The sequence below is a fragment of the uncultured Roseobacter sp. genome, assembly GCF_947495025.1.
Lineage (GTDB): Bacteria > Pseudomonadota > Alphaproteobacteria > Rhodobacterales > Rhodobacteraceae > Roseobacter.
Genome location: NZ_CANLXG010000003.1, coordinates 258,881 through 283,470 on the forward strand (window position 1 = coordinate 258,881; position 24,590 = coordinate 283,470).

Annotated in this window: 26 protein-coding genes; 14 read left to right on the plus strand and 12 right to left on the minus strand. The window is 61.2% G+C overall.

Features of this window, described 5'->3' with window-relative positions:
• Nucleotides 1-75 precede the first annotated feature (75 nt).
• The 3 genes from Q0792_RS15425 (at nucleotide 76) to Q0792_RS15435 (ending at nucleotide 3,469) form a co-directional block, all read left to right on the plus strand.
• Nucleotides 76-531 (plus strand): DUF302 domain-containing protein, encoded by a 456-nt coding sequence (locus Q0792_RS15425; protein ID WP_298842676.1) that lies wholly within the window; start codon nucleotides 76-78, stop codon nucleotides 529-531.
• A 213-nt stretch (nucleotides 532-744) separates the two neighbouring features.
• Nucleotides 745-2,724: a bifunctional 2',3'-cyclic-nucleotide 2'-phosphodiesterase/3'-nucleotidase gene (locus Q0792_RS15430; RefSeq protein WP_298842679.1), complete on the plus strand. Its 1,980-nt coding sequence runs from the start codon at nucleotides 745-747 to the stop codon at nucleotides 2,722-2,724.
• 121 nt (nucleotides 2,725-2,845) lie between these two features.
• Complete coding sequence (locus tag Q0792_RS15435; protein ID WP_298842682.1) at nucleotides 2,846-3,469, plus strand: putative metalloprotease CJM1_0395 family protein; 624 nt, start codon at nucleotides 2,846-2,848, stop codon at nucleotides 3,467-3,469.
• A 15-nt stretch (nucleotides 3,470-3,484) separates the two neighbouring features.
• On the opposite strand, the gene Q0792_RS15440 is transcribed toward Q0792_RS15435, so the two are convergent.
• Nucleotides 3,485-5,320, minus strand: coding sequence for an ABC transporter ATP-binding protein/permease (locus Q0792_RS15440; protein ID WP_298842685.1), 1,836 nt, complete (start codon nucleotides 5,318-5,320; stop codon nucleotides 3,485-3,487).
• A gap of 93 nt (nucleotides 5,321-5,413) precedes the next feature.
• The gene (locus tag Q0792_RS15445; protein WP_298842688.1) at nucleotides 5,414-7,117 is read right to left on the minus strand and encodes a LysM peptidoglycan-binding domain-containing protein; all 1,704 of its coding nucleotides are present in this window, start codon (nucleotides 7,115-7,117) and stop codon (nucleotides 5,414-5,416) included.
• A gap of 134 nt (nucleotides 7,118-7,251) precedes the next feature.
• On the opposite strand from Q0792_RS15445, the gene Q0792_RS15450 reads away from it, so the two are divergent.
• Nucleotides 7,252-7,803 (plus strand): TIGR00730 family Rossman fold protein, encoded by a 552-nt coding sequence (locus Q0792_RS15450; protein ID WP_298842691.1) that lies wholly within the window; start codon nucleotides 7,252-7,254, stop codon nucleotides 7,801-7,803.
• Here the strand turns inward: Q0792_RS15450 and rarD are convergent.
• The 7 genes from rarD to Q0792_RS15485 all read right to left on the minus strand — a co-directional run bounded on the left by rarD (nucleotide 7,743) and on the right by Q0792_RS15485 (nucleotide 14,206).
• On the minus strand, nucleotides 7,743-8,663 hold the full coding sequence (gene rarD, locus Q0792_RS15455) for an EamA family transporter RarD (protein ID WP_298842694.1): 921 nt from the start codon (nucleotides 8,661-8,663) through the stop codon (nucleotides 7,743-7,745). The genes Q0792_RS15450 and rarD overlap by 61 nt on opposite strands.
• A gap of 107 nt (nucleotides 8,664-8,770) precedes the next feature.
• Nucleotides 8,771-9,370 (minus strand): superoxide dismutase, encoded by a 600-nt coding sequence (locus Q0792_RS15460; RefSeq protein ID WP_298842697.1) that lies wholly within the window; start codon nucleotides 9,368-9,370, stop codon nucleotides 8,771-8,773.
• A gap of 98 nt (nucleotides 9,371-9,468) precedes the next feature.
• Nucleotides 9,469-9,882 (minus strand): hypothetical protein, encoded by a 414-nt coding sequence (locus Q0792_RS15465; protein ID WP_298842700.1) that lies wholly within the window; start codon nucleotides 9,880-9,882, stop codon nucleotides 9,469-9,471.
• Between the two features lie 115 nt (nucleotides 9,883-9,997).
• A complete protein-coding gene (locus Q0792_RS15470; RefSeq protein ID WP_298842703.1) occupies nucleotides 9,998-10,579 on the minus strand; it encodes a sarcosine oxidase subunit gamma in 582 nt (193 codons plus the stop codon).
• Nucleotides 10,572-13,586, minus strand: a complete 3,015-nt coding sequence (locus Q0792_RS15475) for a sarcosine oxidase subunit alpha family protein (protein ID WP_298842706.1) — start codon at nucleotides 13,584-13,586, stop codon at nucleotides 10,572-10,574. The genes Q0792_RS15470 and Q0792_RS15475 overlap by 8 nt, the downstream gene beginning before the upstream one ends.
• On the minus strand, nucleotides 13,583-13,912 hold the full coding sequence (locus Q0792_RS15480; protein WP_298842708.1) for a sarcosine oxidase subunit delta: 330 nt from the start codon (nucleotides 13,910-13,912) through the stop codon (nucleotides 13,583-13,585). Before Q0792_RS15480 ends, Q0792_RS15475 begins: the two co-directional genes overlap by 4 nt.
• Nucleotides 13,913-14,002: 90 nt before the next feature.
• Nucleotides 14,003-14,206 carry a hypothetical protein gene (locus Q0792_RS15485; RefSeq protein ID WP_298842710.1) on the minus strand — a complete coding sequence of 68 codons (204 nt, stop codon included), beginning with the start codon at nucleotides 14,204-14,206 and terminating at the stop codon, nucleotides 14,003-14,005.
• Between the two features lie 191 nt (nucleotides 14,207-14,397).
• Between Q0792_RS15485 and Q0792_RS15490 the strand changes: the two genes are divergently transcribed.
• Genes Q0792_RS15490 through Q0792_RS15500 form a run of 3 tightly spaced genes read left to right on the plus strand, consistent with a single transcriptional unit; the run spans nucleotide 14,398 to nucleotide 15,015 of the window.
• The gene (locus Q0792_RS15490; RefSeq protein ID WP_298842713.1) at nucleotides 14,398-14,592 is read left to right on the plus strand and encodes a hypothetical protein; all 195 of its coding nucleotides are present in this window, start codon (nucleotides 14,398-14,400) and stop codon (nucleotides 14,590-14,592) included.
• 3 nt (nucleotides 14,593-14,595) lie between these two features.
• The gene (locus tag Q0792_RS15495) at nucleotides 14,596-14,790 is read left to right on the plus strand and encodes a hypothetical protein (protein ID WP_298842715.1); all 195 of its coding nucleotides are present in this window, start codon (nucleotides 14,596-14,598) and stop codon (nucleotides 14,788-14,790) included.
• A 54-nt stretch (nucleotides 14,791-14,844) separates the two neighbouring features.
• On the plus strand, nucleotides 14,845-15,015 hold the full coding sequence (locus Q0792_RS15500) for a hypothetical protein (RefSeq protein WP_298842717.1): 171 nt from the start codon (nucleotides 14,845-14,847) through the stop codon (nucleotides 15,013-15,015).
• A 2-nt stretch (nucleotides 15,016-15,017) separates the two neighbouring features.
• On the opposite strand, the gene Q0792_RS15505 is transcribed toward Q0792_RS15500, so the two are convergent.
• A complete protein-coding gene (locus Q0792_RS15505; RefSeq protein WP_298842720.1) occupies nucleotides 15,018-16,262 on the minus strand; it encodes a sarcosine oxidase subunit beta family protein in 1,245 nt (414 codons plus the stop codon).
• Between the two features lie 224 nt (nucleotides 16,263-16,486).
• Between Q0792_RS15505 and ccmI the strand changes: the two genes are divergently transcribed.
• The 4 genes from ccmI (at nucleotide 16,487) to Q0792_RS15525 (ending at nucleotide 19,827) form a co-directional block, all read left to right on the plus strand.
• Nucleotides 16,487-17,716: a c-type cytochrome biogenesis protein CcmI gene (ccmI, locus tag Q0792_RS15510; RefSeq protein WP_298842723.1), complete on the plus strand. Its 1,230-nt coding sequence runs from the start codon at nucleotides 16,487-16,489 to the stop codon at nucleotides 17,714-17,716.
• The gene (gene ruvX, locus Q0792_RS15515; RefSeq protein WP_298842726.1) at nucleotides 17,713-18,204 is read left to right on the plus strand and encodes a Holliday junction resolvase RuvX; all 492 of its coding nucleotides are present in this window, start codon (nucleotides 17,713-17,715) and stop codon (nucleotides 18,202-18,204) included. The genes ccmI and ruvX overlap by 4 nt, the downstream gene beginning before the upstream one ends.
• Nucleotides 18,201-18,431, plus strand: a complete 231-nt coding sequence (locus Q0792_RS15520; RefSeq protein ID WP_298842729.1) for a DUF1289 domain-containing protein — start codon at nucleotides 18,201-18,203, stop codon at nucleotides 18,429-18,431. The genes ruvX and Q0792_RS15520 overlap by 4 nt, the downstream gene beginning before the upstream one ends.
• 205 nt (nucleotides 18,432-18,636) lie before the next feature.
• Nucleotides 18,637-19,827 carry a hypothetical protein gene (locus Q0792_RS15525; RefSeq protein WP_298842732.1) on the plus strand — a complete coding sequence of 397 codons (1,191 nt, stop codon included), beginning with the start codon at nucleotides 18,637-18,639 and terminating at the stop codon, nucleotides 19,825-19,827.
• A 217-nt stretch (nucleotides 19,828-20,044) separates the two neighbouring features.
• Here the strand turns inward: Q0792_RS15525 and Q0792_RS15530 are convergent, their stop codons facing one another.
• Both Q0792_RS15530 and Q0792_RS15535 read right to left on the minus strand, forming a co-directional pair.
• Nucleotides 20,045-21,208, minus strand: coding sequence for a DUF3095 domain-containing protein (locus Q0792_RS15530; RefSeq protein ID WP_367276784.1), 1,164 nt, complete (start codon nucleotides 21,206-21,208; stop codon nucleotides 20,045-20,047).
• A 78-nt stretch (nucleotides 21,209-21,286) separates the two neighbouring features.
• Nucleotides 21,287-22,192 (minus strand): LysR family transcriptional regulator, encoded by a 906-nt coding sequence (locus Q0792_RS15535; RefSeq protein ID WP_298842739.1) that lies wholly within the window; start codon nucleotides 22,190-22,192, stop codon nucleotides 21,287-21,289.
• 88 nt (nucleotides 22,193-22,280) lie between these two features.
• Here Q0792_RS15535 and metF point away from each other — a divergent pair, with 88 nt between their 5' ends.
• From metF to Q0792_RS15550, 3 genes are all read left to right on the plus strand, one after another.
• Nucleotides 22,281-23,150 carry a methylenetetrahydrofolate reductase [NAD(P)H] gene (metF, locus tag Q0792_RS15540; protein WP_298842742.1) on the plus strand — a complete coding sequence of 290 codons (870 nt, stop codon included), beginning with the start codon at nucleotides 22,281-22,283 and terminating at the stop codon, nucleotides 23,148-23,150.
• A gap of 62 nt (nucleotides 23,151-23,212) precedes the next feature.
• Nucleotides 23,213-23,695: a PaaI family thioesterase gene (locus Q0792_RS15545; protein ID WP_298842745.1), complete on the plus strand. Its 483-nt coding sequence runs from the start codon at nucleotides 23,213-23,215 to the stop codon at nucleotides 23,693-23,695.
• 115 nt (nucleotides 23,696-23,810) lie between these two features.
• A complete protein-coding gene (locus Q0792_RS15550) occupies nucleotides 23,811-24,563 on the plus strand; it encodes a hypothetical protein (RefSeq protein ID WP_298842748.1) in 753 nt (250 codons plus the stop codon).
• The last annotated feature ends 27 nt before the right edge of the window (nucleotides 24,564-24,590 follow it).

Sequence of the window (24,590 nt, forward strand, 5' to 3'; positions counted from 1 at the left end):
CTCACACCCTCGTGACGGGACGTTCCACCCGGAACGGGCTACCTGTGGCACATGTATTTCAACAGGAGCCACACAATGTTGCGCAAAGCCCTTTCAACCGCCCTCGTCTCCACCGTCGTCGCGACAGGTGCCCTCGCCGGTGACCTCGTCAGCAAAACCAGCCCGCATTCCGTATCCGATACGATGGACCGGCTGGAAGCAGCAGTGACCGGCGCGGGCGCTACGGTCTTTGCCCGTGTAGACCATGCAGCCGGTGCAGCCTCTGTCGATATGGAACTGCGCCCGACACAGATGCTGATGTTCGGCAACCCCAAACTCGGCACACCGGCGATGCTGGAAAACCAGACTGCCGGCCTTGATCTGCCGCTGCGGGTGGTTGTCTATGCTGACGCCGAAGGCGTTGTTCACGTTGCATACCACGCGCCCAAAGCACTCGCAGATGCCCACGGTCTGCCAGCGGACGCCAAATACATCGGAATGATGACCGGTGCGCTGGACAAACTGACCGGCAAGGCAGTCTCTGCCGAATAACCTGCCCGCAGAACAGACAGACACCAGGCGCATTTTCGCCAACGGGATGACCGGCACCGGACGTCCCGTACTTTACTCATGGCGTCTTTGGGGACAGTGTTTTCCCGTATGAAGCCCGGACACGGCCCGGCAACGGAGGTGACCCAAGCTGTCACGCGCCTGTCGTGAAACCTGGCCAGAAGACTGCTCAGAAACAACTTCCGAAGGTGCCACATGTCCACATCTCGCCGCTCTGCATTTTCCCGCCGCCAGTTCCTTGCCACATCGGGCGCCGGGGCGGCGGTGATCGCCCTGCACCCCTGGTCGGCTGCCGCCGCGACCAACCAGGCCCACCTGCGCATCATGGAAACCACCGACATCCATGTGCATGTCTTTCCTTATGACTATTATGCGGACAAACCACGCGACACCGTCGGTTTGTCGCGCACCGCATCGATCATCAGTGACATCCGGGCAGAAGCAAAGAATTCACTGCTGGTCGACAATGGCGACTTTCTGCAGGGCAACCCGATGGGCGACTACATCGCTTATGAACGGGGCATGAAAGAGGGTGACAGCCACCCGGTCATCAATGCGTTCAACACCATCGGCTACGATGCTGCGACGCTGGGCAACCATGAGTTCAACTATGGCCTCGGGTTTCTCGAAAAGTCGCTGGCCGGCGCAGAGTTTCCCGTGGTTCTGGCCAATATCGCCAAAAGCCGCGGCAGCAACCCGCGCGAAGACGACACACTGCTGCGCCCCTATGCGATCCTCGACCGCGAGATCGAAATGGGCGACGGCACAAAACACCCGATCCGTGTCGGCGTCATCGGCTTTACCCCGCCGCAGGTGATGAACTGGGACCGCAAGCACCTCGAAGGCAATGTCGAGGCGCGTGATATCGTTGAAACCGCCAGGGCCTGGGTGCCTGAGATGCGCGAACAGGGATGTGACCTGATCCTGGCACTGTCGCATTCCGGTATCGGTTCGGCGGACCATACCGACGGCATGGAAAACGCCTCGGTGGCTCTGGCAGGCGTTGACGGGATCGACGCACTTGTTACCGGCCACAACCACCTTGTCTTTCCCTCACCCACCTTCGCTGACCGGCCCGGGATCGACGTCGACAAGGGCACTCTGATGGGCAAACCTGCGGTGATGGGTGGTTTCTGGGGCTCGCACCTTGGTGTGCTTGACCTGCTGCTGGAGCGCGACGGGAATGCATGGCGCGTCGTAACCACGACATCCGAGGCGCGCCCGATCTCGAAACGCAACGAGGACAGGTCGATCACAGCCCTCGTCGGCGATGACCAGGCCGTGCTGGCCTCAGCGGCACAGGATCACGAGGAAACGCTGGCCTATGTGCGCCGCGCGGTTGGCAAGACCTCGGCACCGCTGCACAGCTACTTTGCGCTTGTGGCGGACGACCCGTCCGTGCAGATCGTCTCGATTGCACAGAAGTGGTACGTGAGCGAAATGCTCAAAGGCACCGAGCACGAAGGGCTGCCGATCCTGTCCGCGGCAGCACCTTTCAAAGCCGGTGGCCGCGGTGGTCCGGAGTACTTTACCGATGTGCCGGTCGGGGACGTAGCGATCAAAAATGTCGCAGACCTCTATCTCTATCCCAATACCGTGCGCGCGGTCCGCATCACAGGCGCCGAAGTGCGCGGCTGGCTCGAACGTTCGGCGGGCATGTTCAACCAGATCGAGGCCGGATCAAAAGACGCGGTCCTTCTGAACCCCTCTTTCCCGTCGTACAACTTCGACGTGATGGACGGTGTCACGTATCAGATCGACCTGTCGCAGCCCTCGCGTTTCGACCCCAAGGGCGTTGAGATCAACCCGGATGCGGCCCGTATCGTTGATCTGAAATTCAATGGCGCGCCCGTGACCGATGACATGGAGTTCATTGTTGCCACGAACAATTACCGGGCATCGGGCGGCGGCGATTTCCCCGGCGCCAAAGGCGATACCGTGATCTTCGAAGCGCCTGACACCAACCGCGACGTGATCGTGCGGTATATCGTCGAACAGGGCACGATTGACCCCAAAGCAGATGCCAACTGGTCCTTTGCACCAATGGATGACACGACTGTTCTGTTCGAAACGGGCCCCAGGGCGCGGGACTATATTGACGATGTCAAAGGCCTGTCGCTCGAGGACGCCGGCGAAGCCGCTGATGGTTTCGCAGCCTTCCGCATAAAACTCTGATCCTGAAGGATCGTGCGCTGGTGGGTCAGCAGGCCGCCGGCGCACAGGGTCCGCCACCCGTTACCAGACATTAACGCATTTGTGGCAGCCTGTGCCGCGGTGATGCCGATGCGAGGACGGGATGGAAGCGATACAACCCAGCGAAGCAACTGACTGGAGCAGTGTGATCCCACTGATCCAGGCACAGCAACGCGCGATCGCCGAGCGGAACCGCGGCGGCGAGGCACCGGAGACTGCGGCCGTTTCCGGCAGTCAGGTCGCGCGCCCGACGGAAAGCGGATTGTCCGAACCGGAGGCAGCGCCTGCCGGCGCAGGCAACAGGCCACGGGACAACGCCGGCGGGAAAACATCTCGGGCAATGAACGACCTGACCGATGCTGAAGAGCGCATGGTCGACGCAATGAAAGCCCGCGACAGCGAAGTACGACGGCACGAGCAGGCCCATGCCGCAGTGGGCGGGTCCTATGCATCTGCACCCAGCTACACCTACCAGGTCGGCCCCGATGGAAAGCGTTATGCCGTCGGCGGCGAAGTACAGATTGACGTGTCACCGGTGCCGGACGACCCGGCTGCCACAATGACCAAGATGGAAGTCGTCAAGGCAGCAGCGCTGGCCCCGGCAGAACCTTCATCCGCCGATCGCAAAGTCGCCGCGATGGCAGATGCCCAGCGCGCCCAGGCTGCAGCAGACCTGACCGCCCTGCGCGCTGCCGAGCGGCGCGGAGACGTCGACAGGCGCGCGTGACATCCCCGAAAATCCTCAGTCAGTCTCTTCAGACTGCTGCCGCCGCCACAGTTGCGCATAGCGTCCGTCACGGGCCAGCAGGGCGTCATGGGTGCCCTGTTCGACAATCTCACCCTTCTCCAGCACGATAATTCGGTCAGCTTCTGAAATTGTACTCAGCCGGTGCGCGATGGTCAGCACCGTACGGCCCCGGCCCGCGTGCATCAGCGCATCCTGAATTTCGGATTCGGTCTCGGAATCCAGCGCCGATGTTGCCTCATCCAGCAGCAGAATGGGTGGATCTTTCAGCAGTGTACGCGCGATGCCGACCCGCTGTTTCTCCCCGCCCGAGAGCTTGAGCCCCCGCTCGCCGACAGTTGTCTCATACCCGTCCGGCAGTGACAGAATGAAATCGTGGATCTGAGCGGATTTCGCCGCCTCTTCAATCTCCTGCTGTGTTGCCCCGTCACGGCCATAGGCAATGTTGTACCGGATGGTGTCGTTGAACAGGACTGTGTCCTGAGGCACCACGCCGATCGCCATGTGCAGGCTCTTCTGTGTGACCTGCCGCACATCCTGTCCGTCAATACGCAACGCACCGCGGCCCACGTCGTAGAAGCGGAACAACAGCCGTCCGATGGTGGATTTACCGGACCCGGTAGAACCCACAATCGCCACCATCTCACCCGGTTCGGCGGTGATCGACACGCCCCGCAGAATGGCCCGGTCTGCATTGTATCCGAAATGTACATCATCAAGTTCGACGCGGCCGCCATCGACTTTCAGGTCCTTGGCATCAGGTGCGTCCACGACTTCCGCCGGCTGTTCCAGCAGATTGAACATTTCACCCATGTCCACCAGTGCCTGCCGGATTTCGCGATAAACGGTACCCAGAAAGTTCAGCGGCACAGTAATCTGTACCATATAGGCATTGACCATCACAAAATCGCCCACCGTCAGGGTGCCGTTCTGCACGCCCATCGCGGCCATGATCATGACGCCAATGAGGCCACAGGTGATCAGGAAAGACTGCCCGAAATTGAGAAATGACAGGCTGTAACTCGTCTTGATCGCCGCCTGTTCATATTTTGCCATTGCAGAATCGTAACGATCCGCCTCGCGCTCTTCGGCTCCGAAATATTTCACCGTTTCAAAGTTGAGCAGACTGTCGATGGCCTTCTGGTTGGCGTCCGTGTCCTGGTCGTTCATCTCGCGGCGCAGTTTCACCCGCCATTCGGTGACGGCAAAAGTAAACCAGACATAAAGGCCGATCGTGACCGCCACGACGAGCAGGTAATAGAAGTCAAAAACCACCGCCAGGATGATACCCACCAGCAGCAGCTCGAGCATAAGCGGACCGATGGAAAAGAGCAGAAAGCGCAGCAGAAAGTCGACACCTTTCACGCCCCGTTCGATAATCCGGCTGAGCCCGCCGGTTTTGCGCGTGATGTGGTATCGCATACTCAGCGCATGAATGTGATTGAATGTCTCCAGCGCCAGCATACGCAGCGCTCGCTGACCCACGCGGGCAAAGACCGCATCCCGCAGCTGCTGAAAACCAACAGTCATCAGCCGCGCCATACCGTAGGCGATCGTCAGCCCGACCGCACCCAGGGCCAGCATCGGCACACCCTCTTCGGCCAGCGCATCAACGGCGCCCTTGTAGAAAAAGGGGGTCGTCACCGAGATCAGCTTTGAAAAAATCAGAAGGGCCATCGCCCACAGAACACGCTTACGCACCCAGGGCTGATCGGCAGGCCAGAGGTACGGGGCGACCCGCCGGATCGTCCGGAGGCCGGACATCCGTTCTTCCTGTTCCGGGGTCTGGTCGGCCTGCGGCGTATCCGCCTGTGCTGTCGTATCAGATGGCATGAAAGGTCCTGCGCTTTCTCAGAGCGCACTACCTAATCCACATCGGACCCTATTGCCAGTCGCCGAAGCGGTTTTCCCGCCGTTGCAGCGGTTTCAGCCGTCCTCTGGCAGGTCGAATATCTGGCCCGGATAAATCAGGTCCGGATCACGGATCGATGACCGGTTCGCCTCGAACACGCGCACATAGAGCAGACCTTCGCCATAGCGATCCCGCGCGATGGCCCAGAGCGTATCACCGGTCTGTACAGTCACCGCGCTGACAGGTCCTGTCTGGCCATCGGTTGCTTCTGCCAGCACCTCCGGCGCTTCACGTTTGAACGGTGTCTCGAGGCGGCTGGTGACATCACCCGCCGCGTCCAGGGCGTCAATGCGCAGGGTATAGACCCCCGGGGCCACATCAGGCACCTCGCCGCGCCATGCCCCGTCGTCATCCGTCAGAAGCGTCACACGGGGTGCATTGTCGAGGTATACGCGCACGGAAGACGCATCCACCCCAGCTCTGCCCGCCAGCTGCACAACACCGGTATCGGAGTAACCGATCGTATCGAGCCGGACAGTGCGGGGCGCTGCAGGCGCGGTGTCCAGCAGTTCCACGCCCTCTTCGGTCGATTGCAGGACCGCGATCTGTTGCTGTGCAGGTGCATCGCCCGTGTCCGCTGTCTCTGCGGTTGCTGTGACGGCGTCATTCTCGACGGACGCACCGCTACCCGATGGCTCAGACGACGCCGGCGCCGCGGCAGCCGCCACCTCTTCGACGGCGTCATCCTCCACAGGAACCGCCGCTGTGACAGGCGCGCCTGCAGGCGCATCGTTGCTGGCTCCTGTCTCAGCGGTTTGCGGGTCAGACTGCGCGTCAGCGGCAACTGTGTCATCTGTCTGTGTGGCGGTGTTGTTCTCCGCTACCACCTCTGGCATAGGCGCGTTGTTCTCGGCCGGTGTTTCCGGCGTGCCTGTTATTGCGGGCGGGTCCGGCTGATCTGCTGGCTGTGCGGTCCCGCTCTGCAGACCGGCCACCAAGTCCGCCACGGCCTCTTCAGCCTTTGCGACCGTACCTGCGATCTGCTCGCCTGCCTGCGCAACGCCGGTCGTGACGTCCTCCACCAGCTCTCCCGCCGCGTCCGCGACCGTCTGCGCCGCGTCCTCCACTGACGTCTGATCGCGAGGTGCCGGTGTTTCGTCTGGTGTCTCTCTCTCCGAAGGGGCTTCGGCCACATCCACCGGCACGGCAACAGGGGCCAGAATGACATCTGCGGCAGAAGCAACAACATCTGCGCCCTCGCCCGTTTCGAGCGTCAGAACGCGCGCGGCATCACTGGGTCCGAGCGTCGCAACAGCAGCAAAAGAACCCTGACTGTCCGCTGTGGCAGTCGCGATCTCTGTTCCGTCGATCAGGATACGCACGGTTTCTCCGGGGGCCGCCCGACCCGCAATAACCATCAGACCGCCAGCATCCACGCGCACTTCGTCGACAGAGGGCAGAACGGCCCGTGCCGGTTCCTCTGCCAGTCCGGATGCCACTTCCTCTGCGCTTTCAGAAACCGCTTCCTGAGAAGCCGCAGGCTGGCTGGCTTCGGTGGTGCCCCCGGCGTCGCCTGTGGCGTTCACCGCGCCGCTCTCCCCGGCAGCTGGCTGGCTCTCCGACCCCGGCGCAACCAGAGCGGCAAGATCTTCCTGCGTCGGCTCTGCATCATCGCGCAGCCCGAGATACGTGCCAGCCGCGATCACAACTGCAATCACGATACCGGCCGTCAGCAGCCCTGAGCCAGCCTGTCCGGTGGCTCCCCCCTTGTCGCTCATAGTCTTTTTCTCTTTCTGATCAGCAGCCTTACGCGAGCAGACGCGAAGACATTGAGCCTACATAGCAACTGCTCTATCACGGGTCAAAACCTCCTGGTTCAATTTCAGGACATCTCTGTCAGGAAAGAGTGATCATGCCTTCAAAATCCATCTGCGTTTACTGCGGCTCACGCACAGGCGACGACCCTGCCTTTATGCAGGAAGCCACAGCCCTGGGGACCGCTATTGCCTCCGAAGGGTGGCGCCTGGTCTACGGCGCCGGCGATGTCGGCCTGATGGGTGCCGTCGCGCGGGCGGCGCAGACTGCCGGGGCAGAAACCTTCGGGGTCATCCCTCAGCACCTTGTGGGCTGGGAGATCGGGAAAACGGATCTGACCTCTTACGTGGTCACCGAAACAATGCATGAGCGTAAGAAAGTGATGTTCATGAACTGCGATGCAGTCGTTGTCCTGCCGGGGGGGGCCGGGTCTCTCGATGAGCTTTTTGAAGTCCTCACATGGCGCCAGCTCGGGCTGCACGACAAGCCGGTTTTACTTGTGAATACAAATGACTACTGGGGTCCGCTCCTCGCATTGCTGCGCCACGTAACAGACCGTGGGTTTGCCGACGACAGCCTGCACAGTTACTATACTGCGGTACCCGACACGGCCTCTGCCTGCGTCGCTTTGCGGGAGGCCCTTTCCTGACGGAAGCCTGATGCAGAGTAGAGGGCCAGCGCTGTCCAGATGAGAGCGAAGGCCGCCAGATGCCACCCGGTGAACAGCTCACCGAACAGGAAGACGGCGACCGAAAACTGCATTGTCGGGTTGAGATAGAGCAGCAGGCCAACGGTCGACATCGCCAGCCTTCTGGCTCCGTAGGAAAACAGGATCAGCGGGACAGCCGTAACCGGGCCGGCCAGCACAAGCAGGACAGCCGAGGCAGGATCACCGCCGAAAACAGCATCACCGCTGTGCCAGGAATGCCACATAAGTGCCAGTGCGAGAGGCGAAACAAGCATTACTTCTGCGGTCACCGACACAACCGGACCGGCGGAAATGTATTTTTTGACCAGACCGTAGAAGCTGAAACTGACCGCCAGCGCCAGCGCCGTCACGGGCACTGTTCCCAGGCCCGCTACCAGCAACAGAACCGCCGCCGTCACCAGCGCAACGGCAACCCATTGCACAGCGCTCAGCCGTTCGGCAAAGAAGACCCGGCCCAGAACGACGGCTACGAGCGGGTAGATATAGTACCCCAGTGAAGACTGGGTGGTCTGCCCGGTCTGCACGGCCCAGATGAAAATGGCCCAGTTCAGCGCCACAAGCACCGCCGCAAGCAGCATCAGACCAAACGTCCGGCCTGTGCTGACAGCCTGCCAGACCAAAGGCAACCGCCGCTGCAGGGCCAGAACTGACCCGAACAGCACCAATGACCAGAGCAAACGGTGCGCCAGCACGTCCAGGGGCGGTACATGCGCAAGCGCATTGTAAAAGATCGGGGAAAGCCCCCAGATCACTGCGGCACCGCCGATGGCCGCTACACCCCGTACTGTCTCACTGACCATGCGCCGGCCCTTTCCCTGCCGCTGTTCATGCGCCCGATGGCGGGACGGTACAAGAAAAAAGGCCCCGTGCATCGCACGGGGCCTGACTGTCATGCTGGTGGCAGGAGTTACAGGCGCGAGGCCACGTTTTCCCAGTTCACCAGATTGTCCAGGAAGTTTGTCAGATACGCCGGGCGCTTGTTGCGGAAATCAATGTAGTAAGAGTGTTCCCACACATCACAGCCCAGCAGCGCAGTCTGGCCAAAGCACAGCGGGTTCACGCCGTTTTCAGTTTTGGTCACCGACAGAGAACCATCGGCGTTTTTCACCAGCCAGCACCAGCCAGAGCCGAACTGTCCGGCACCCGCGGCGGAAAACTGTGACTTGAATTCGTCAACAGAGCCGAAGCTCTCGGTGATCGCCTTTTCCAGCTCGCCCGGCATGGCGCTGTCGCCCGGCCCCATCATCTCCCAGAACTGGTTATGGTTCCACAGCTGGCTGATGTTGTTGAAAATACCGTTCTGGGCGACGGCATTGGCGTCATAGGTGCCGACGATGATCTCTTCCATCGATTTATCAGCCCATTCCGTGCCTTCAATCGCCTTGTTGCCGTTGGTCACATAGGCATTGTGATGCAGGTCGTGATGGTATTCCAGGGTCTCTGCCGACATGCCCTTCGAGGCAAGCGCGTCATGTGCATAAGGAAGATCAGGAAGTTCAAAAGCCATTGGGGCCCCCTTTGGTTATTCGATGGGTATACGGGGACATGAAGCGCACCGCGTTAAGACTTCAAGTCCCTTTTGGCCAAAACACCCGTATTTGGCGATTATTCGGTGCGTATCACGCACTTTCCCCGGCCATGAAAACGGTTCGAATAGCCCTCGGGTCTGGCCGAGACCGAAATCCTGTTGTTCTTTTTGTTGACCTGAGCCGTATAACTGAATTGCGCAGCTTTTTGTTTGTCCGCATTCTCAACGTTGGTCAGTGTCCAGACGATACTCAGCTTCCGGTCATCGTTGCGCTGTACGCTGGCCTGCATCGGCTTTTCGTGAAACTGTAGAATGATCGGATCAAGAACGGTGACCGAACCATCTTCGCCGAGCACGATGCCCATCTTTGCCGGAATCCAGCCGGGCCGGTCTCTGTTGGAGGGGATATCACAATCGTATACGTATCCACCCGCCACTGCCGGCGGAGTTGTCAGACAGTAGAGTAAAGCGGCAACCAGTTGTTTTTTCATCAGTAACCCGGATTTAGCATGGCAAGTCAGCACGGCATTTTCGGGCAGGACATGTGTGATCACACAGTGCCTGTCGATACCGCCCGCCCGACAGTTTCAGCCCCCTGCAGGCGGGTCAACCCGTTGAACACAGATGGTTAACTTCAGATCCTGGCTGTGCCGCTATGCTGAGCAGATCAAAGACGTACTGCGCCTGACTGCGAAAACAGATCAGCTGAAAACTGTCATCTGACGGCATCCAGATCGCTGCTGCGACCTGTGCCAGCCGCGTGCGCCGGAACATGCCTGTCCCGAACGCCCCGGGGGCCAGATCGACCGGGCAGAGTTTCGCCATGACGTCGCGCGCGTGCTCACCGCTCACCTGAAAGGAGGCCCGTGCGTCAGACACATTCACGGCGAGCAGATGCGCTTTGCCGGATGCCGCATCAAAAGCCTGCACAATGCCTTCGGCAGACCCGTAGTCGCACAGAACCAGCAGCTCATCCGGGGACATCCAGCACAGGGCAACGCCGTCTTTCTGTGCAAACGTGCCTGCACCAGGAACCGCCATGCCGGTCACTGATTTCACGGCTTTTCCGACTGCAGGTGCCGACAGGTCGCCGCGCAGGGTTACCATGCCCTGACGTTCCGCTTCGCGGATGCCTGCAATGCCGCCGGACGCGGCGACGCCACCCATGGCGGTTACGGGTTCAGACATTCTGCTTCTCCCCTTCTTTGTCGTAAAAGACCGGATCGACAATCCGGGCTTTGAACGTTGCCCCTTCGGTGCCCGGAAATTCGAGCACCTCTCCCATGCGATCCGGTCCGTCGAGAACAAGCCCCATCGCGATACCGCGCCCGAGCGTCGCCGAATAATATGCCGACGTGACCCGGCCGATCACATTCCGCTGACCGTTTGCATTCACGCCCGCCCCGGTGGCATAGGCACCATCTGGCAACACAGCGCCCGAAAGTGTTTCCAGACCAACCAGCTTCCAGCGTTTCGGGTCTGTCATGTGGCTGCGTTCCTGTGCCCGCTTGCCGAGGAAATCCTCTTTTTTCTTCGAGATGGCCCAGTTCAGTCCGAGATCCTGCGGGATAACAGTCCCATCTGTCTCGTCCCCGATCATGATGAACCCCTTTTCAGCCCGCAGCACGTGAAGACATTCGGTACCGTAAGGCATTGCGCCGAATTCGGCGCCGGCCTCTGTCAGAGCGTCCCAGAATGCCCGTCCCTGCCCCGCTTTTACGGCGATTTCATAGCTCAGCTCACCCGAGAATGAGATCCGGTAAACCCGGCAGGCAAATCCGCCGATCTCACCGTCAGCCCATTCCATAAAACCAAGCGCCTCGCGCGAGACATCCATACCACCGAGTTTTTCCAGCACTTTGCGGGCATTGGGCCCGACGACGGCAACCTGCGCATACTGCTCGGTGACATTGGCCACCCAGACGTTCCAGTCCCACCACTCGGTCTGCAGCCACTCTTCCATATGCTGGTGGATGCTTTCGGCCCCACCCGTGGTTGTGTGGCACAGGAAGGTATCCTCGTCGATACGGGCGACCACACCATCGTCGATCAGGAAACCGTTTTCCGAGCACATCAGACCATAGCGGCATTTGCCCGGCTTCAGCGTCGACATCATGTTGGTGTACATCATGTCCATGAATTTGCCCGCATCCGGCCCCTTGACGATGATCTTGCCCAGAGTTGAGGCGTCCAGCAGTCCAAGGTTCCGGCGGGTGTTCAGCACTTCGCGGTTTACGGCCTGCGAGACTGTCTCGCCCTGGCGCAGATAGGCATAAGGACGCCGCCACTGTCCGACTGGCTCCCAGTGCGCGCCATTGTCGTCGTGCCAGTCATGCATCGGCGTCCGGCGGACCGGCTGGAACACCTCTCCGCGGGCGTCACCGGCAATCGAGGCCAGCGAAATCGGCGTGTAGGGCGGACGGAACGTTGTGGTCCCGACCTGCGGGATCTCTGCCCCGAGCGCACCAGCAAGCGTCGCCAGGCCGTTGATGTTGCTCAGTTTACCCTGATCCGTTGCCATCCCCAGCGTGGTGTACCGCTTGGTATGCTCAACACTTTCAAACCCCTCCTGAGCCGCCAGCTGCACATCGCTTACCTTGACGTCGTTCTGATAATCCAGCCACGCCTTGGCGCGATGCTCATAGTCAGCCTGCGCCGGCATAAGCCAGACAGGCTCCATCCGGGCCTCTTCAGAGGCCTCGCCCACCGGCGCTTTCGTCCGCTTCGGTGTGAACCCGGCAGCCCTCGCAGCTGCCTTGCCCGCAGCATCCGCATCCGAAACGGTTTCGGCCAGAGACATCAGTCCGTTAGCGCTCCCGGCGGCGGTCACAAACGCAGCACCATCGGCGCCGGTCGGCGCTTTATCCACATCCGGCCGGAACATCGCCTGATCTGTGTCCCAGGTCAGCTTCCCGCCGCAGTGCGACCACAGGTGCACCACGGGCGACCAGCCCCCCGACATCGCAACAGCATCGCAGGCGATCTCTTCTGTGACTGCCCCCGATCCTTCCTGGCGACAGACCTCCACTGACGCGACGCGCTTGCCACCTTTGACCGCGGCGATACCATGCCCGGCCAGAACCCGGATGCCCAGCGCACGGGCCTGCACCATCGCCGGGCTTTCCAGATCAGGTGAACGTGCATCGAGGATCGCAGACACCGTCCGACCCGCATGATTCAGGGTAAATGCCGTCAGATACGCGTCATCGTTGTTTGTCACGATGACAGTCCGATCGCCCGCCGACACCCCGAAATTCACCAGATAATCCCGCACAGCCGAGGCAAGCATCACACCCGGAATGTCGTTACCGGCAAACGACAGCGGACGTTCAATCGCCCCTGTCGCCGTTACAATCTGCGCTGCGCGGATGCGCCAGAGGCGATGGCGCGGCCCCGGTTTTGCCGGCGCGTTATCGCGCAGCTGTTCGTATCCCAGGACATAGCCATGGTCGTAAACGCCCGCGCCCATCATCCGGGTGCGCATTGTGACATTCGGCATTGTTTCCAGCTCGGAAACGATTTGTTCCACAAATTCATCCACAGGCGCGCCGTTCACCGTGCCGCCATCGACGGGCGCACGGCCACCCCAGTGTGGTGTCTGTTCCATCAGAATGACACGCGCACCCGATTTCGCGGCAACACGGGCCGCCTGCAGGCCTGCGATGCCACCACCAACGACAAGTACATCGCAGAATGCATAGAAATGCTCATACGTGTCGGCATCCGCCTCTTTCGGCGCCTGCCCCAGGCCAGCGGACTGCCGGATGAAGGGCTCGTACACGTGCTTCCAGAGCGGGCGTGGATGAATGAACATCTTGTAATAAAACCCGGCCGGCAGAAACCGTGCCAGTTTGGTGTTGATGGCGCCAATGTCGAACTCGAGACTGGGCCAGTGGTTCTGGCTGCGTGCCGCAAGCCCGTCAAAAAGCTCGGTGGTGGTGACCCGCTGGTTCGGTTCAAACCGGTTGCCCTCGCCCATATTGACAAGACCGTTGGGTTCTTCGGCGCCCGATGCAACAATTCCGCGTGGACGATGGTATTTGAACGACCGTCCCACCAGCATCTGATCATTGGCCAGAAGGGCTGATGCCAGGGTGTCGCCCTCAAAACCGCTAAGCGTGCGGCCATTGAACGAAAAGGTCACCGGGTGGCCCCGGTCTACAAACCGGCCACCGGAGGTCAGACGCGAACTCATGAGAACTCCCTCCAGATCCAGCCCGGGCGTTTTTTGGAAATGGTTTTACGCAGCCCGGCCGGCGGCTCGAGGGTCTGCGCAGGATAGGTGCCAAAGACTTCCAGTGTGGTCGTGCAGCGGGCTGCGTGAAACCACTTGCCGCAGCCATAGACGTGCCGCCAGCGCTCAAAGTGCACCCCACGCGGGTTTTCCCGCATGAACAGATATTCTTCGAACTGCTCGTCCGGGCTGCCCGGGCCATAGCGCTTCAGATGCGCTTCGCCGCCGGCGTGAAATTCTGTCTCCTCGGCGGTAACGCCGCAGACAGGACAGGTCAGGATCAGCATGGTGTGCCTCCGGTGCTCTGGACGCCGCACGCAGAAAAGGCGGGCGTCATCAGACGCCCGCCTCTGGCGGTCATTGCAGTATGTCTTGGTTTATTCGACGACAGCGGGCGCTGTCGCCTCAGGATCAGCCGGTGCGGTCTGTATGGTTGCCGTACCGTCCGTTGCGTCAGGGTCCACGGGCACTGTTCCCGTGCCGAGAGCCGCCAGCAGCACCACGAAGGCGCCGATGACGACCAGCGCGATGAGGATGCCTTTGCCGCTGATGCCGTCACTGTGTGTTGTGTAGTCAGCCATTGGTCTGTCTCCTTGTTACGGGAGGCCAGTGTGGCGGCTGCAGGGGTCATCGCAATCCAGGCGGAAATCCCCGGCCGGTTTGGGCGGCGCGTGGCCAACCGGGCAGGCCTGCGTCGGCCATCTGTTGCCGGTTTGGTGCCAGCGGCCACATCGGTTATACTGGCTTCGGGCATGTTCAGAGGAGAATCGTGATGAGCAAGGAAATGATCGCCGTACTGGTTTTTGGTGGCTTCGCAGCCGTCGCGCTTGTCATGCTGGTGATCGAACGGCGCGGCATCGCCGCCCGCAAAGCCGCGCGTGGCGGGCGCGAGATTGACGTCGGCAACCTCATTGCTTTCGGCTCGGCCGCCGGCGAAGGGCCACGCACCCATGGCCAGGATGACTGACCTGTGAAATGGCTTTTCTGGCTTTCGGTGGGAATATTCGTCGCAGGCGTTTCCATCGCAATCTGGGAACGCCGCAAAAAGCGTACCCTGTTGGCACATGATCTGAATGCAACGGGCCCGCAGACCGAGGCCGACCGCCAGGCAATCCGCACGGTGCATGAAATGGCCGGGCGCGAAACCTCCCGTCCGCCGGACTGAGTCTGACGCTTTAAAGACCCGATGTGCATCCGAAACAAAGGGAACCTCAACTGAATGCATGACGCACTGCTGATCTTCGGAGGTCTGGCTATCGTCGCCATCCTTGCAATCGTGGCCAACGTGATGTCGACGCGAAACGCCCGTCATCACTCTGACAGCGGACTGGCTAAGCGGGGTGATGGCAGCCGGGAACAGGGGGCCGGCGGCGGTGGCGACAGCATCTGACATCAGTGCGCCACCCCGGCGGCCACGGATTCGTCGATAAACCGACCCTCGCGGAAACGGTCGAGGCCAAACTCATCCGTCAGCGGCCCGTGTCCTTTGGCGATGAGTTCGGCCATGGCCCAGCCTGACCCGGGCGTGGCTTTGAACCCGCCGGTGCCCCAGCCGCAGTTGATGAACACATTCTCCACGGGCGTTTTGGACAGAATGGGCGAGCGGTCGCCCGTCACATCCACGATCCCGCCCCACTGACGCAGCATTTTCAGACGGCTCAGCATCGGGAAAGTCTCGATCAGCGCGCGCACGGTTTCCTCGACGTGGTGAAACGATCCGCGCTGGGTGTAGTTGTTGTAGCCGTCGGTACCACCGCCGATCACCATTTCGCCTTTGTCGGATTGTGACAGGTACCCGTGCACGGTGTTGGCCATGACAACCACGTCCATGCAGGGTTTGATGGGCTCTGACACCAGGGCCTGCAGCGCCACACTCTCAATCGGCAGCCGGAAACCTGCCAGCCCGGCAACATGACCTGAATTGCCCGCCACGACGATGCCCAGCTTGTCGCAGTCAATGGCCCCGCGGTTCGTGTCCACGCCGACGACTTTGCCGCCCTCGCGGCGGACAGCTGTCACCTCGCACTGCTGGATGACATCCATACCCATGTCCGAACAGGCCCGCGCATAGCCCCAGGCCACGGCGTCATGGCGCGCCGTGCCGCCCCGCGCCTGCCACAGACCGCCCAGCACCGGATAGCGCGGCCCGGCAATGTTCATGATCGGCACCAGCTCTTTTACACGGGTGGGCGTTATCCACTCGGTTGTCACCCCCTGCAGCGCATTGGCATGGGCCGTACGCTGGTAGCCCCGTACCTCGTGATGCGTCTGCGCCAGCATGATGACACCGCGCGGGCTGAACATCACGTTGTAGTTCAGGTCCTGGCTCATCGTCTCATACAGCGAGCGGGACTTTTCATAAAGCGCCGCAGAAGGATCCTGAAGGTAATTCGAGCGGATGATCGTCGTGTTCCGCCCGGTATTGCCACCGCCCAGCCAGCCCTTTTCCAGGATGGCCACGTTTTTGATCCCGAACCGCTTGCCCAGATGATACGCCGTGGCAAGCCCGTGACCGCCACCACCGATGATGATCACATCGTACTTCTTTTTCGGCTCTGCCTTGCGCCATGCGCGCTCCCAGCCAGTGTGATAGCGTGCCGCCTCGCGGGCGACTGCAAAGACAGAATAGCGTTTCATGGCACCAGTTCCCGAACGTGACTGCGCGCCGGAATCGCACCGGCGCTGAGGTTGACACTCTTGTGCCTGTCCACCCGGAAAAGAGGATACTCAGCACGTCATATCCTGCCATGTTTGCGACACGCGGCGCAATTGCACAGAGCTGTGACGTGGCCGTGGCCTTTTGCCTCTTTTTACCGGCGCGCGCAGCAGCTACATGTCAGCTTGTAGTCTGAGGAAACGGCATGACTTTCTGGATCATCACAGCAGGCCTCGCGGTCGTCATTTCGGTGCTGATCGCACTGGCGATGCGCGCACCCCGTGCCGGCGGCACCGAGCCTGCTGCCGCCTATGATCTGCGCGTGTACCGGGATCAGCTGCGCGAGGTTGACAAAGATCTCGCACGCGGCGTGGTCGGCCCCGCCGATGCAGAAAGGGTCCGCGCCGAGATCTCCCGCCGGATTCTGGCTGCGGACGCCGCCCTGCGTGCCGGGCAGGCCGGCGAAGATGACAGAAAAGGTGCGCCCGGGGTCGTCTCAGCGGCCCTGGCGGTCCTGCTGATCGGTGGCAGCGTTGGTCTCTATACGCAACTGGGCGCCCCGGGCTACGGCGATCTGGCGCTGACAGACCGCATCAGGATGGCCGAAGAGCGCCGTGCCGACAGACCTTCTCAGGCCGCGGCCGAAGCCAGCCTGCCGTCGGTTCAGACACCCGCCAGCGCCAGTCCGGACTATATTGCGCTGGTCGAGCAGCTGCGTGAGACCGTCCAACAGCGCCCGGATGATCTTCAGGGGCATATCCTGCTTGCCCAGAACGAGGCCAACCTCAATAATTTCCCTGCAGCCGCCGAGGCCCTCTCAGGGGTTATCCGCATAAAGGGGTCCGGCGCGACTGTCACGGATTTCACCGATTATGCCGACATGCTGATCCTTGCCGCAGGTGGTTACGTTTCACCCGAAGCCGAAGACGCGCTCAACACCGCTCTCGCGATGGATCCCACAAACGGGACAGCACGCTATTACTTCGGCTTGATGATGGCACAGACCGGTCGGCCGGACACGGCGTTCCGCATCTGGGACGGGCTGCTGCGCGAGGGGCCGCCAGAGGCACCCTGGATCGAACCGGTACTGGCGCAGATCGAGGACATGGCCTTCAGGGCGGGCGTAAACTATCAGATACCGGCGATCGGCGGCGGGCGCGGTCCTACAGCGGCTGATATCGAGGCCGCGGGCAACCTGAGCCCGACCGAACGCATGGAAATGATCGGCAATATGGTCTCAGGCCTGTCTGAACGTCTGGCTACCGAAGGCGGCCCGGTCGAAGACTGGGCACAGCTCATCACAGCCCTTGGCGTGCTGGGCCAGCAGGGTCAGGCTCGTGCGGTCTATGACAATGCGGTAGAGGCCTTTGGCGATGATACCCGCGCTCTTGATCTGTTACTGCGTGCAGGACAGCGCGCACAGGTCGCCGAATGATCCTGGAAACACCCGAAGAATTTCTGGCAGCCCTGCCCCCGATGCGCAGTCTGGCCGGTCTCGATCTGGGCACTGCAACCATTGGCGTTGCTGTGTCCGACACCTTCTGGTCGGTCGCTACACCACTCGAGACCATCCGCCGGAAAAAGTTTTCGGCCGATGCCGCCGCCCTGGTGAATATTCTTCAGGCAAGGCAGATCGGCGGCGTCGTACTGGGCCTGCCCCGCAACATGGATGGATCGGAAGGGCCGCGCTGCCAGTCCACCCGCGCCTTTGCCCGCAACCTCGACCGGCTCGACAGCTTTGATATGCCCGTCACCTTCTGGGACGAGCGTCTGTCCACAGTGGCGGCCGAGCGCGCCCTGCTGGAGGCGGATACGTCCCGGAAACGTCGCGCAGAGGTCATCGACCACGTGGCCGCGGGCTATATTCTGCAGGGTGTGCTGGACCGTATCCGCGTTCTGCGCGCCGGGGAGGGAACGGTATGACAGACGATATCTGGAAACGCGACGAAGTGCAGAGCCCCTGCGTGAAAATCTGCGTTGTCCACCCCGAGGCGCGGCTCTGTACCGGCTGTCTGCGCTCCATTGACGAAATCACCCAATGGTCGCGCATGTCCCCTGATGAACGTCGCGCGATCGTCGACGACCTGCCCTCGCGCGCAGGTCAGCTTACAAAACGCCGCGGGGGCCGCGCCGCGAGGCGCGCCCGCTGACCTGAGGCCACCCCGTCGCCGGACCGGCCCGCACCGAAAACTTGATCAAAAGACGCGGCGCACATGCCTTCTAGACCGGCACCGCCCCTCCCGGGCCGCGAAAAAAAGGCAAAAACCGGTCAGAAACGGCTTATTCAGAACATATTTCTGGCATATCGGGTCCCGACAAGCAGAATAGCTGCGAAAGACACCTGCGAGGACTCCTATGCTGAACTTTCTGAAAATCGGTGTGTCGACACTGGCCATCTCCGCATTTTTTGTTGCACCCACGGTCACTGTCGTAACGGCTGACTACGCTTACGCCAAGAACGGTGGCGGAAATGGAGGTGGAAACGGCGGCGGAAACGGCGGCGGCGGTGGAAACGGCGGCGGCAAAGGTGGTGGCAACAGCGGCGACAACGGTAAGAGCGCCAGCAAAGGCGGATCCGACGGCAAGGCAAAGGGGGTCGGCCGCAGCAAAGACAAATCCGCCAATGGCCAGGGTAAGGCCAGGGCGGGATCATTCCGGGACACGATAAAGGGCCTCTTCGGCAAAAACAGCCGGTCAGAAACCCGCCAGGTGCGTCAGGCGACCAAACAGGCACGCAGTGCTCCCGAGGTCAAAGCCAGCCTGCGTCCCGCCACACGCCCGACCAAAGGTCCGCTGCACCCCAGCAACCTGGGCAAGCTGAATGGCGCGATCAATTCCAGTCCGAACGCCAAGCTGGCACATCTTCAGAACGGTAATTTCAACGGTCCCGTGGGCCTTGCCGCAGCACTCGCCGCCGCCGATTCCGGACTGGCGGAACTGACCGGAAGTTTTGATGAGGCTAACAGGACACTTGCTCTCGCTCAGGCCTTCGACCTGCTTGATACCGCGGCCGCACAGCCGACAGAAGAAGAACGTCTGGCGGCCGCCACGCTGACCGACCCGAATGCCACCGAAGAAGACATTGCGGCTGCACTCGGCGTGCTCGGCGAAGACATCACTGATACGGAACTTGCAGAGATCAACGACTATCCCGTGGTCTCCGCAGACCAGATCGCAGAGGCGGAAGCCGTCGTAACCGGCGAAGACGGCACGATTGCCGATGTCCCGGACGAAAATGCGATTGCTGCCGCTCAGGCCACCATCGACCAGTATGCGGGGGCAGAAAACGCTGTCAAAGCGGCCGAGGATGCTCTGCTGGCGGAATACAAGGGGTCGCTTGAAGCACCCGACCCTGACCGCCTGGGCGAAGCGGGCTATGTCAGCCCGGAAGACCAGGTCCTTGATGCCGTGCGCGCGTCAAACCCGACGACAGATCAGGTCGACGAGGCGCTGTCCCGTCCTGACGAGGTCACGCCCGTCGACGGTGAGCAACCGGTGGATTCGGCAGAGCTTGAGAGCCTGCAGGATCAGCCCGAAGAGAGCTGATGGATCATTGCACCTGGCCTGACGCCTGGGTGTCCTGTGACGCACAGGCTTCAGCCGGCTCTGCATGGTCGCTTTGTCCGGATCGTCTGTGCGCCCCACGGAAAAGAGCCTGCGCGTCATTCGGTGCCGTTGCTGCCGAACTGCCACCCGCCCCCGCCCGCGCCGGCTGATCAGGCGCCGTGGTGGCCGCACTGTCAGACGCGCGAACCGGGCCGCGTCAGGCTTTCCGTCGCTGCTTCATCATCGTCGCCGCCTGCGTATAACCGCCCGAGGCACCATCAATGAAATGGATGTGGTCATCGGTCATGATCGACGGCACGATACAGGTCATCATCGCCTGATCCTGTTCGAACACGCCATAGCTGACCAGCTGATCAGCCTCTGCCTTTGCCAGCAGATCCCTGATCTGACGCAGAGTATCCCGATCGCAATCCAGCGTCATTTTCAGCCCGTCGTCATATTTGCGAAAATCCGAATTGCTGGACACCGTGCGCGCGTAATGTTCCGCGCTGAAACCGCCCAGTGTGACCCCGGTGCGCATCAGCAGCCAGGCCACCATTGTCTCAAACAGCACTTTGAGCCCGGCAGCCCAGAATGCGCCTGTGCCCTTTGACGCATGCGCCTCCAGGCTGACCCCGGGCGGCGGCCACCGGGACCCGGGGCCCTCCACAGGGACCGGATGCCCGCCCCGTTCCAGCCCCTGGGCCAGTTCGATCACCTGTCCTGCGATGGCCGTGAATGCCGCATCGTCCACCCCGCCTACGGGCTGCAGCACAAGCGACAGAATTGTGCCGTTGCGCGCGGTGGTGGGCGACCAGCGGCACGACAGCCCCGTCAGGTCGGGCACGGTTCCTTCGGGTGCCGGGTCAAATCCGTAGCCGGATGATTTCAGGGCGCTTTCTGCCCATGACACCCCCCCACCGTTGAACATCGCATAGTCCGCTGTTTCAGACGCCTGATACCGTGCCACACCAATGCTCAGACCAGCTGCAAGTATGTCGCGCACAGGCACAAGCCCGGTCCGAAGCCCGATCCCGAACTCGTCAGCGGCCCAGCGCTGCACGGCACGCAAAGCATCTTCGGCTGCATCTGCCTGTTCCGGCCAGATCGCAAATGTCGCGCCATCACCGCCAAAAACAAAAGGAAACGGCACGCCACCTGACGCATTGATCTGCGCCGAAATGACAGCCGCACCGACCATGTTGACAGTTTTGTACCGTCCGTTCGCCACCTCAACCGTGGAATTGACCACATCAGAGACGCCAACAAGCCAGTCTTCGGGTACAGGGGTAAAACAGGCCGGATCACACAGGTCGTCAAAGGCGGCTGTCCGTGGCAGTCCGGCATAAAACTCTTTGCCTGTCCCCATATTTTCTACCACCCTCAACCGCCACCCCTGACACTTCGGCACAGGGTATCACAGCATGCCGTTGTTATGAAACACGCACGGTCTGTCCGTCTAGACGGCCTGCAGTTTGCGGGCCTCCTCCCCTGCAAGCTTCAGCAGGTTCTGCATAAAGGGCTTATCAAGATCGTCGCGCCGCACCGCCGCGTAAAGCCTGCGCGTGATCCCCTTTTCGGTCAGCGGACGCGTCACATAATCAGAGGAATATTTGACCTCGCGCACAACCCAGTCCGGCAAAACAGACACACCGCGGTTAGAGGCGACCAGCAGCAGAATGACGGCTGTCAGTTCGACCTGCCGGATGCCTGCAGGCTCGACTTTGGCCGGGATCAGCAACTGGCTGAACACATCCAGGCGTGACCTTTCCACCGGGTAGGTGATCAGCGTCTCTCCGCGGAAGTCGGCGGCATCCACATAGGGTTTCTGTGCCAGCGGATGTGCGCTGGATGCCACAAAAACAGGCGCGTAATCAAAGAGTTCAACGAATTCCACCCCGGCGAGGTCCTCTGGGTCAGAAGATACAACCAGATCGACCTCTTCCTTGAGCAATGCCGGCAGCGCATCAAAGGCAAGACCCGGACGGATATCCACGTCCACGTCGCCCCAGCTCTTGCGGAACTGCTCCAGAACCGGGAACAGCCACTCGAAACAGGCGTGGCATTCGATGGCGATATGCATCCGGCCCGTACTGCCATCGCGCAAACCGCTGAACTCGTCCTGCAATGCCTCGATCTGCGGCAGAACCTGTTCTGCCAGCTTCAGCAACCGCAACCCTGCCGGAGACAGTTTGAGCGGTTTGGAGCGGCGCACGAAAAGCTCGACACCGGCCTGATCCTCCAGTCCTTTGATCTGATGGCTCAGTGCCGATTGCGTGATGTGCAGCAGATCAGCCGCCCGCGCCAGGCCACCAGCCTTGTGGATGGCCTGAATGGTACGCAGGTGGCGAAACTCAATATGCATATCGAACTCATGTTAAAGATGAAAGTTATGAGTTTGTCTCATTATTCCCGATATGGCACAAGATGCGAAATCACAGGAGTCTGCCCCGATGACAACGCCCGCTGTTTCTTTTGAGGTCTTTCCGCCGCGATCTATCGATGCCTCGTTCCGTCTGTGGGACACAGCCCAGGCGCTGGCCCCGCTGGAGCCGCGTTTCTTTTCGGTCACCTACGGTGCCGGGGGATCGACACGCGACCTGACCCACGACGCCGCCTATACATTGCGGAAAACCTCTGGTTTGCCGGTCGCGGCGCACCTGACCTGCGTCGGTGCCACAAAGGCCGAGACGATGGCAGTTGCCCGCAGGTTTGCCAAAGCCGGTGTCACCGATCTGGTCGCCCTGCGCGGTGACCCGCCCGAGGGCAGCGATGGTTTCACACCTCATGAAAACGGGTTTGCCAGCTCGGTGGAGCTGATCGAGGCCCTCGCCGAAACCGGCCAGTTCACGCTGCGGGTCGGCGCTTATCCCGAAAAGCATCCCGAAGCCGCAACCCAGCAGGACAGCATCAACTGGCTCAAAGCCAAGATCGACGCCGGCGCAGCCGAGGCGATCACCCAGTTCTTTTTTGAGGCCGAAACATTCCTGCGCTTCCGCGACGCCTGTGTCAAAGCCGGGATCAATGCACCGATCACGCCGGGCATCCTGCCGGTGACAAACTGGAAAAATGCCCGTGCCTTTGCTGCGCGCTGCGGCACCGGCGTGCCGGCCTGGCTGGATCAGGCATTCGATACAGCGATCCGCGACAACCGGCATGATCTGCTTGCCAGGGCAGTCTGCACAGAAATGTGCTCGGAACTGGTCGACGAAGGTGTCGATGCCCTGCACTTCTACACGCTCAACCGCCCCGAACTGACGCGCGAAATCTGCCACGCGCTGGGTGTCACCCAGGCGGCAACGGGTGTGCGCGACGTGGCGTAACCCCTTGAGCCTGCAGCCCTGACTGCTAGCCTTTGGTGCAGATCACACCAACGGAGAGCCTCATGCGATATGCCGCCCGGACGCCTGCTGACCTGTTGCCGCCCGAGAAAATCGTCACGATGTCGGGCCTTGAATTTATGCAGGGCATCCTGAACGGCGAGATTGCAGGTGCGCCCATTGCGGAAACCCTTGGTTTTGATCTGCACGAGGTCGAAGAGGGCCGCGTTCGTTTCAGCGGTGAGCCTGCCTTTGGCGTGCTGAACCCCAGCGGCACCGTGCACGGCGGATGGTACGGTGCACTGCTCGACAGTGCACTGGGCTGTGCTGTGATGACAATGGTACCGCAGGGGTCCGTCTATACAACGCTGGAATACAAGGTGAACATCACCCGGGCGCTGCGCCTCGGCACGGTGGTCGACTGCGTGGCGGTTGTGGATCACGCGGGCCGTTCGACAGGCGTGGCGCATGCAGAAATCCGCGGGCGCGAGGACGGCAAACTCTACGCCACCGGCTCGACAACCTGCATCATCATGAAAATCGCCTGACCTTCATGCACCACTTTAAAAAATTGATGGTACTTACAGATTTTTATTGTTTTACCTGAATCACAGACAGCAAAACACCAGAGTCAACAAGACCTGAATCAGGGAAATTCCATCCGTGCAAACACTCCGCCTCGCCGCCACAGCATTCCGCGCGAACCTGCTGATCCTGCTGCTTGTGCCCGCCCTCAACATCGGTCTGGAAACATTTGGCCTGGGCGGAGGTGCGGCAGGCGCAAAACTTGTCCTGTCCGGCTGGATCCTGTTCATGCTGCACCGGACCATATTGCTGGGCAGCCCGTCCGGCACAGCCGTTCCGGTCGATCCGGTGCTGCCGCTGACTGAATACCCCGCGCAGCCAAAACTGAAATTCTGGCTTCTGGCGGTCGGGATTGCCGTGGCGGGGATCTTTCTCATGATCGGGTCCTTCGCATTGCTTCAACCGCTGGCTGCCCGTCAGAACCTCGACCCGGATACGCACACCGGGCTGGCGGTACTGGCAACTCTGATCCTCTACTGGATTTTTCTCGCCCTCTTCGGCACGGCTGTTCCCGCCGCGGTGATCGACCACCAGGCGGGTCTGGGCCCGGCGCTGAAGCGCGCACGGGTGTCGTTTTTCCGCGTGGCATTCGGGCTTTTCATGGGTCCGGGGCTGATCTTGGTTCTTTTACTCGCCCTTGGAGACCTGCTTGAAACCGTTGGGGTCTATAGTTACGACTGGATTCACCTGTCTGACTTCACGGCCATGGGCCTGGTGATCGAATTCCTGCTCTTCGGGCTCGGTCAGGGTTTCGCACTGGCCCTGGCCGCCGCCGTTCTGTCGCAGGCCTATCTGCGCGGCCTTCGTCACGCGGCAAACGCCGCGCCCTGAGCACATCAGACAGCGCCGCTTTCCGGA

Coding starts and splice junctions, on each gene's coding strand:
- Q0792_RS15425 (WP_298842676.1), top strand. CDS start 76: ATGTTGCGCAAAGCCCTTTCAACCGCCCTCGTCTCCACCGTCGTCGCG.
- Q0792_RS15430 (WP_298842679.1), top strand. CDS start 745: ATGTCCACATCTCGCCGCTCTGCATTTTCCCGCCGCCAGTTCCTTGCC.
- Q0792_RS15435 (WP_298842682.1), top strand. CDS start 2,846: ATGGAAGCGATACAACCCAGCGAAGCAACTGACTGGAGCAGTGTGATC.
- Q0792_RS15440 (WP_298842685.1), bottom strand. CDS start 5,320: ATGCCATCTGATACGACAGCACAGGCGGATACGCCGCAGGCCGACCAG.
- Q0792_RS15445 (WP_298842688.1), bottom strand. CDS start 7,117: ATGAGCGACAAGGGGGGAGCCACCGGACAGGCTGGCTCAGGGCTGCTG.
- Q0792_RS15450 (WP_298842691.1), top strand. CDS start 7,252: ATGCCTTCAAAATCCATCTGCGTTTACTGCGGCTCACGCACAGGCGAC.
- rarD (WP_298842694.1), bottom strand. CDS start 8,663: ATGGTCAGTGAGACAGTACGGGGTGTAGCGGCCATCGGCGGTGCCGCA.
- Q0792_RS15460 (WP_298842697.1), bottom strand. CDS start 9,370: ATGGCTTTTGAACTTCCTGATCTTCCTTATGCACATGACGCGCTTGCC.
- Q0792_RS15465 (WP_298842700.1), bottom strand. CDS start 9,882: ATGAAAAAACAACTGGTTGCCGCTTTACTCTACTGTCTGACAACTCCG.
- Q0792_RS15470 (WP_298842703.1), bottom strand. CDS start 10,579: ATGTCTGAACCCGTAACCGCCATGGGTGGCGTCGCCGCGTCCGGCGGC.
- Q0792_RS15475 (WP_298842706.1), bottom strand. CDS start 13,586: ATGAGTTCGCGTCTGACCTCCGGTGGCCGGTTTGTAGACCGGGGCCAC.
- Q0792_RS15480 (WP_298842708.1), bottom strand. CDS start 13,912: ATGCTGATCCTGACCTGTCCTGTCTGCGGCGTTACCGCCGAGGAGACA.
- Q0792_RS15485 (WP_298842710.1), bottom strand. CDS start 14,206: ATGGCTGACTACACAACACACAGTGACGGCATCAGCGGCAAAGGCATC.
- Q0792_RS15490 (WP_298842713.1), top strand. CDS start 14,398: ATGAGCAAGGAAATGATCGCCGTACTGGTTTTTGGTGGCTTCGCAGCC.
- Q0792_RS15500 (WP_298842717.1), top strand. CDS start 14,845: ATGCATGACGCACTGCTGATCTTCGGAGGTCTGGCTATCGTCGCCATC.
- Q0792_RS15505 (WP_298842720.1), bottom strand. CDS start 16,262: ATGAAACGCTATTCTGTCTTTGCAGTCGCCCGCGAGGCGGCACGCTAT.
- ccmI (WP_298842723.1), top strand. CDS start 16,487: ATGACTTTCTGGATCATCACAGCAGGCCTCGCGGTCGTCATTTCGGTG.
- ruvX (WP_298842726.1), top strand. CDS start 17,713: ATGATCCTGGAAACACCCGAAGAATTTCTGGCAGCCCTGCCCCCGATG.
- Q0792_RS15520 (WP_298842729.1), top strand. CDS start 18,201: ATGACAGACGATATCTGGAAACGCGACGAAGTGCAGAGCCCCTGCGTG.
- Q0792_RS15525 (WP_298842732.1), top strand. CDS start 18,637: ATGCTGAACTTTCTGAAAATCGGTGTGTCGACACTGGCCATCTCCGCA.
- Q0792_RS15535 (WP_298842739.1), bottom strand. CDS start 22,192: ATGCATATTGAGTTTCGCCACCTGCGTACCATTCAGGCCATCCACAAG.
- metF (WP_298842742.1), top strand. CDS start 22,281: ATGACAACGCCCGCTGTTTCTTTTGAGGTCTTTCCGCCGCGATCTATC.
- Q0792_RS15545 (WP_298842745.1), top strand. CDS start 23,213: ATGCGATATGCCGCCCGGACGCCTGCTGACCTGTTGCCGCCCGAGAAA.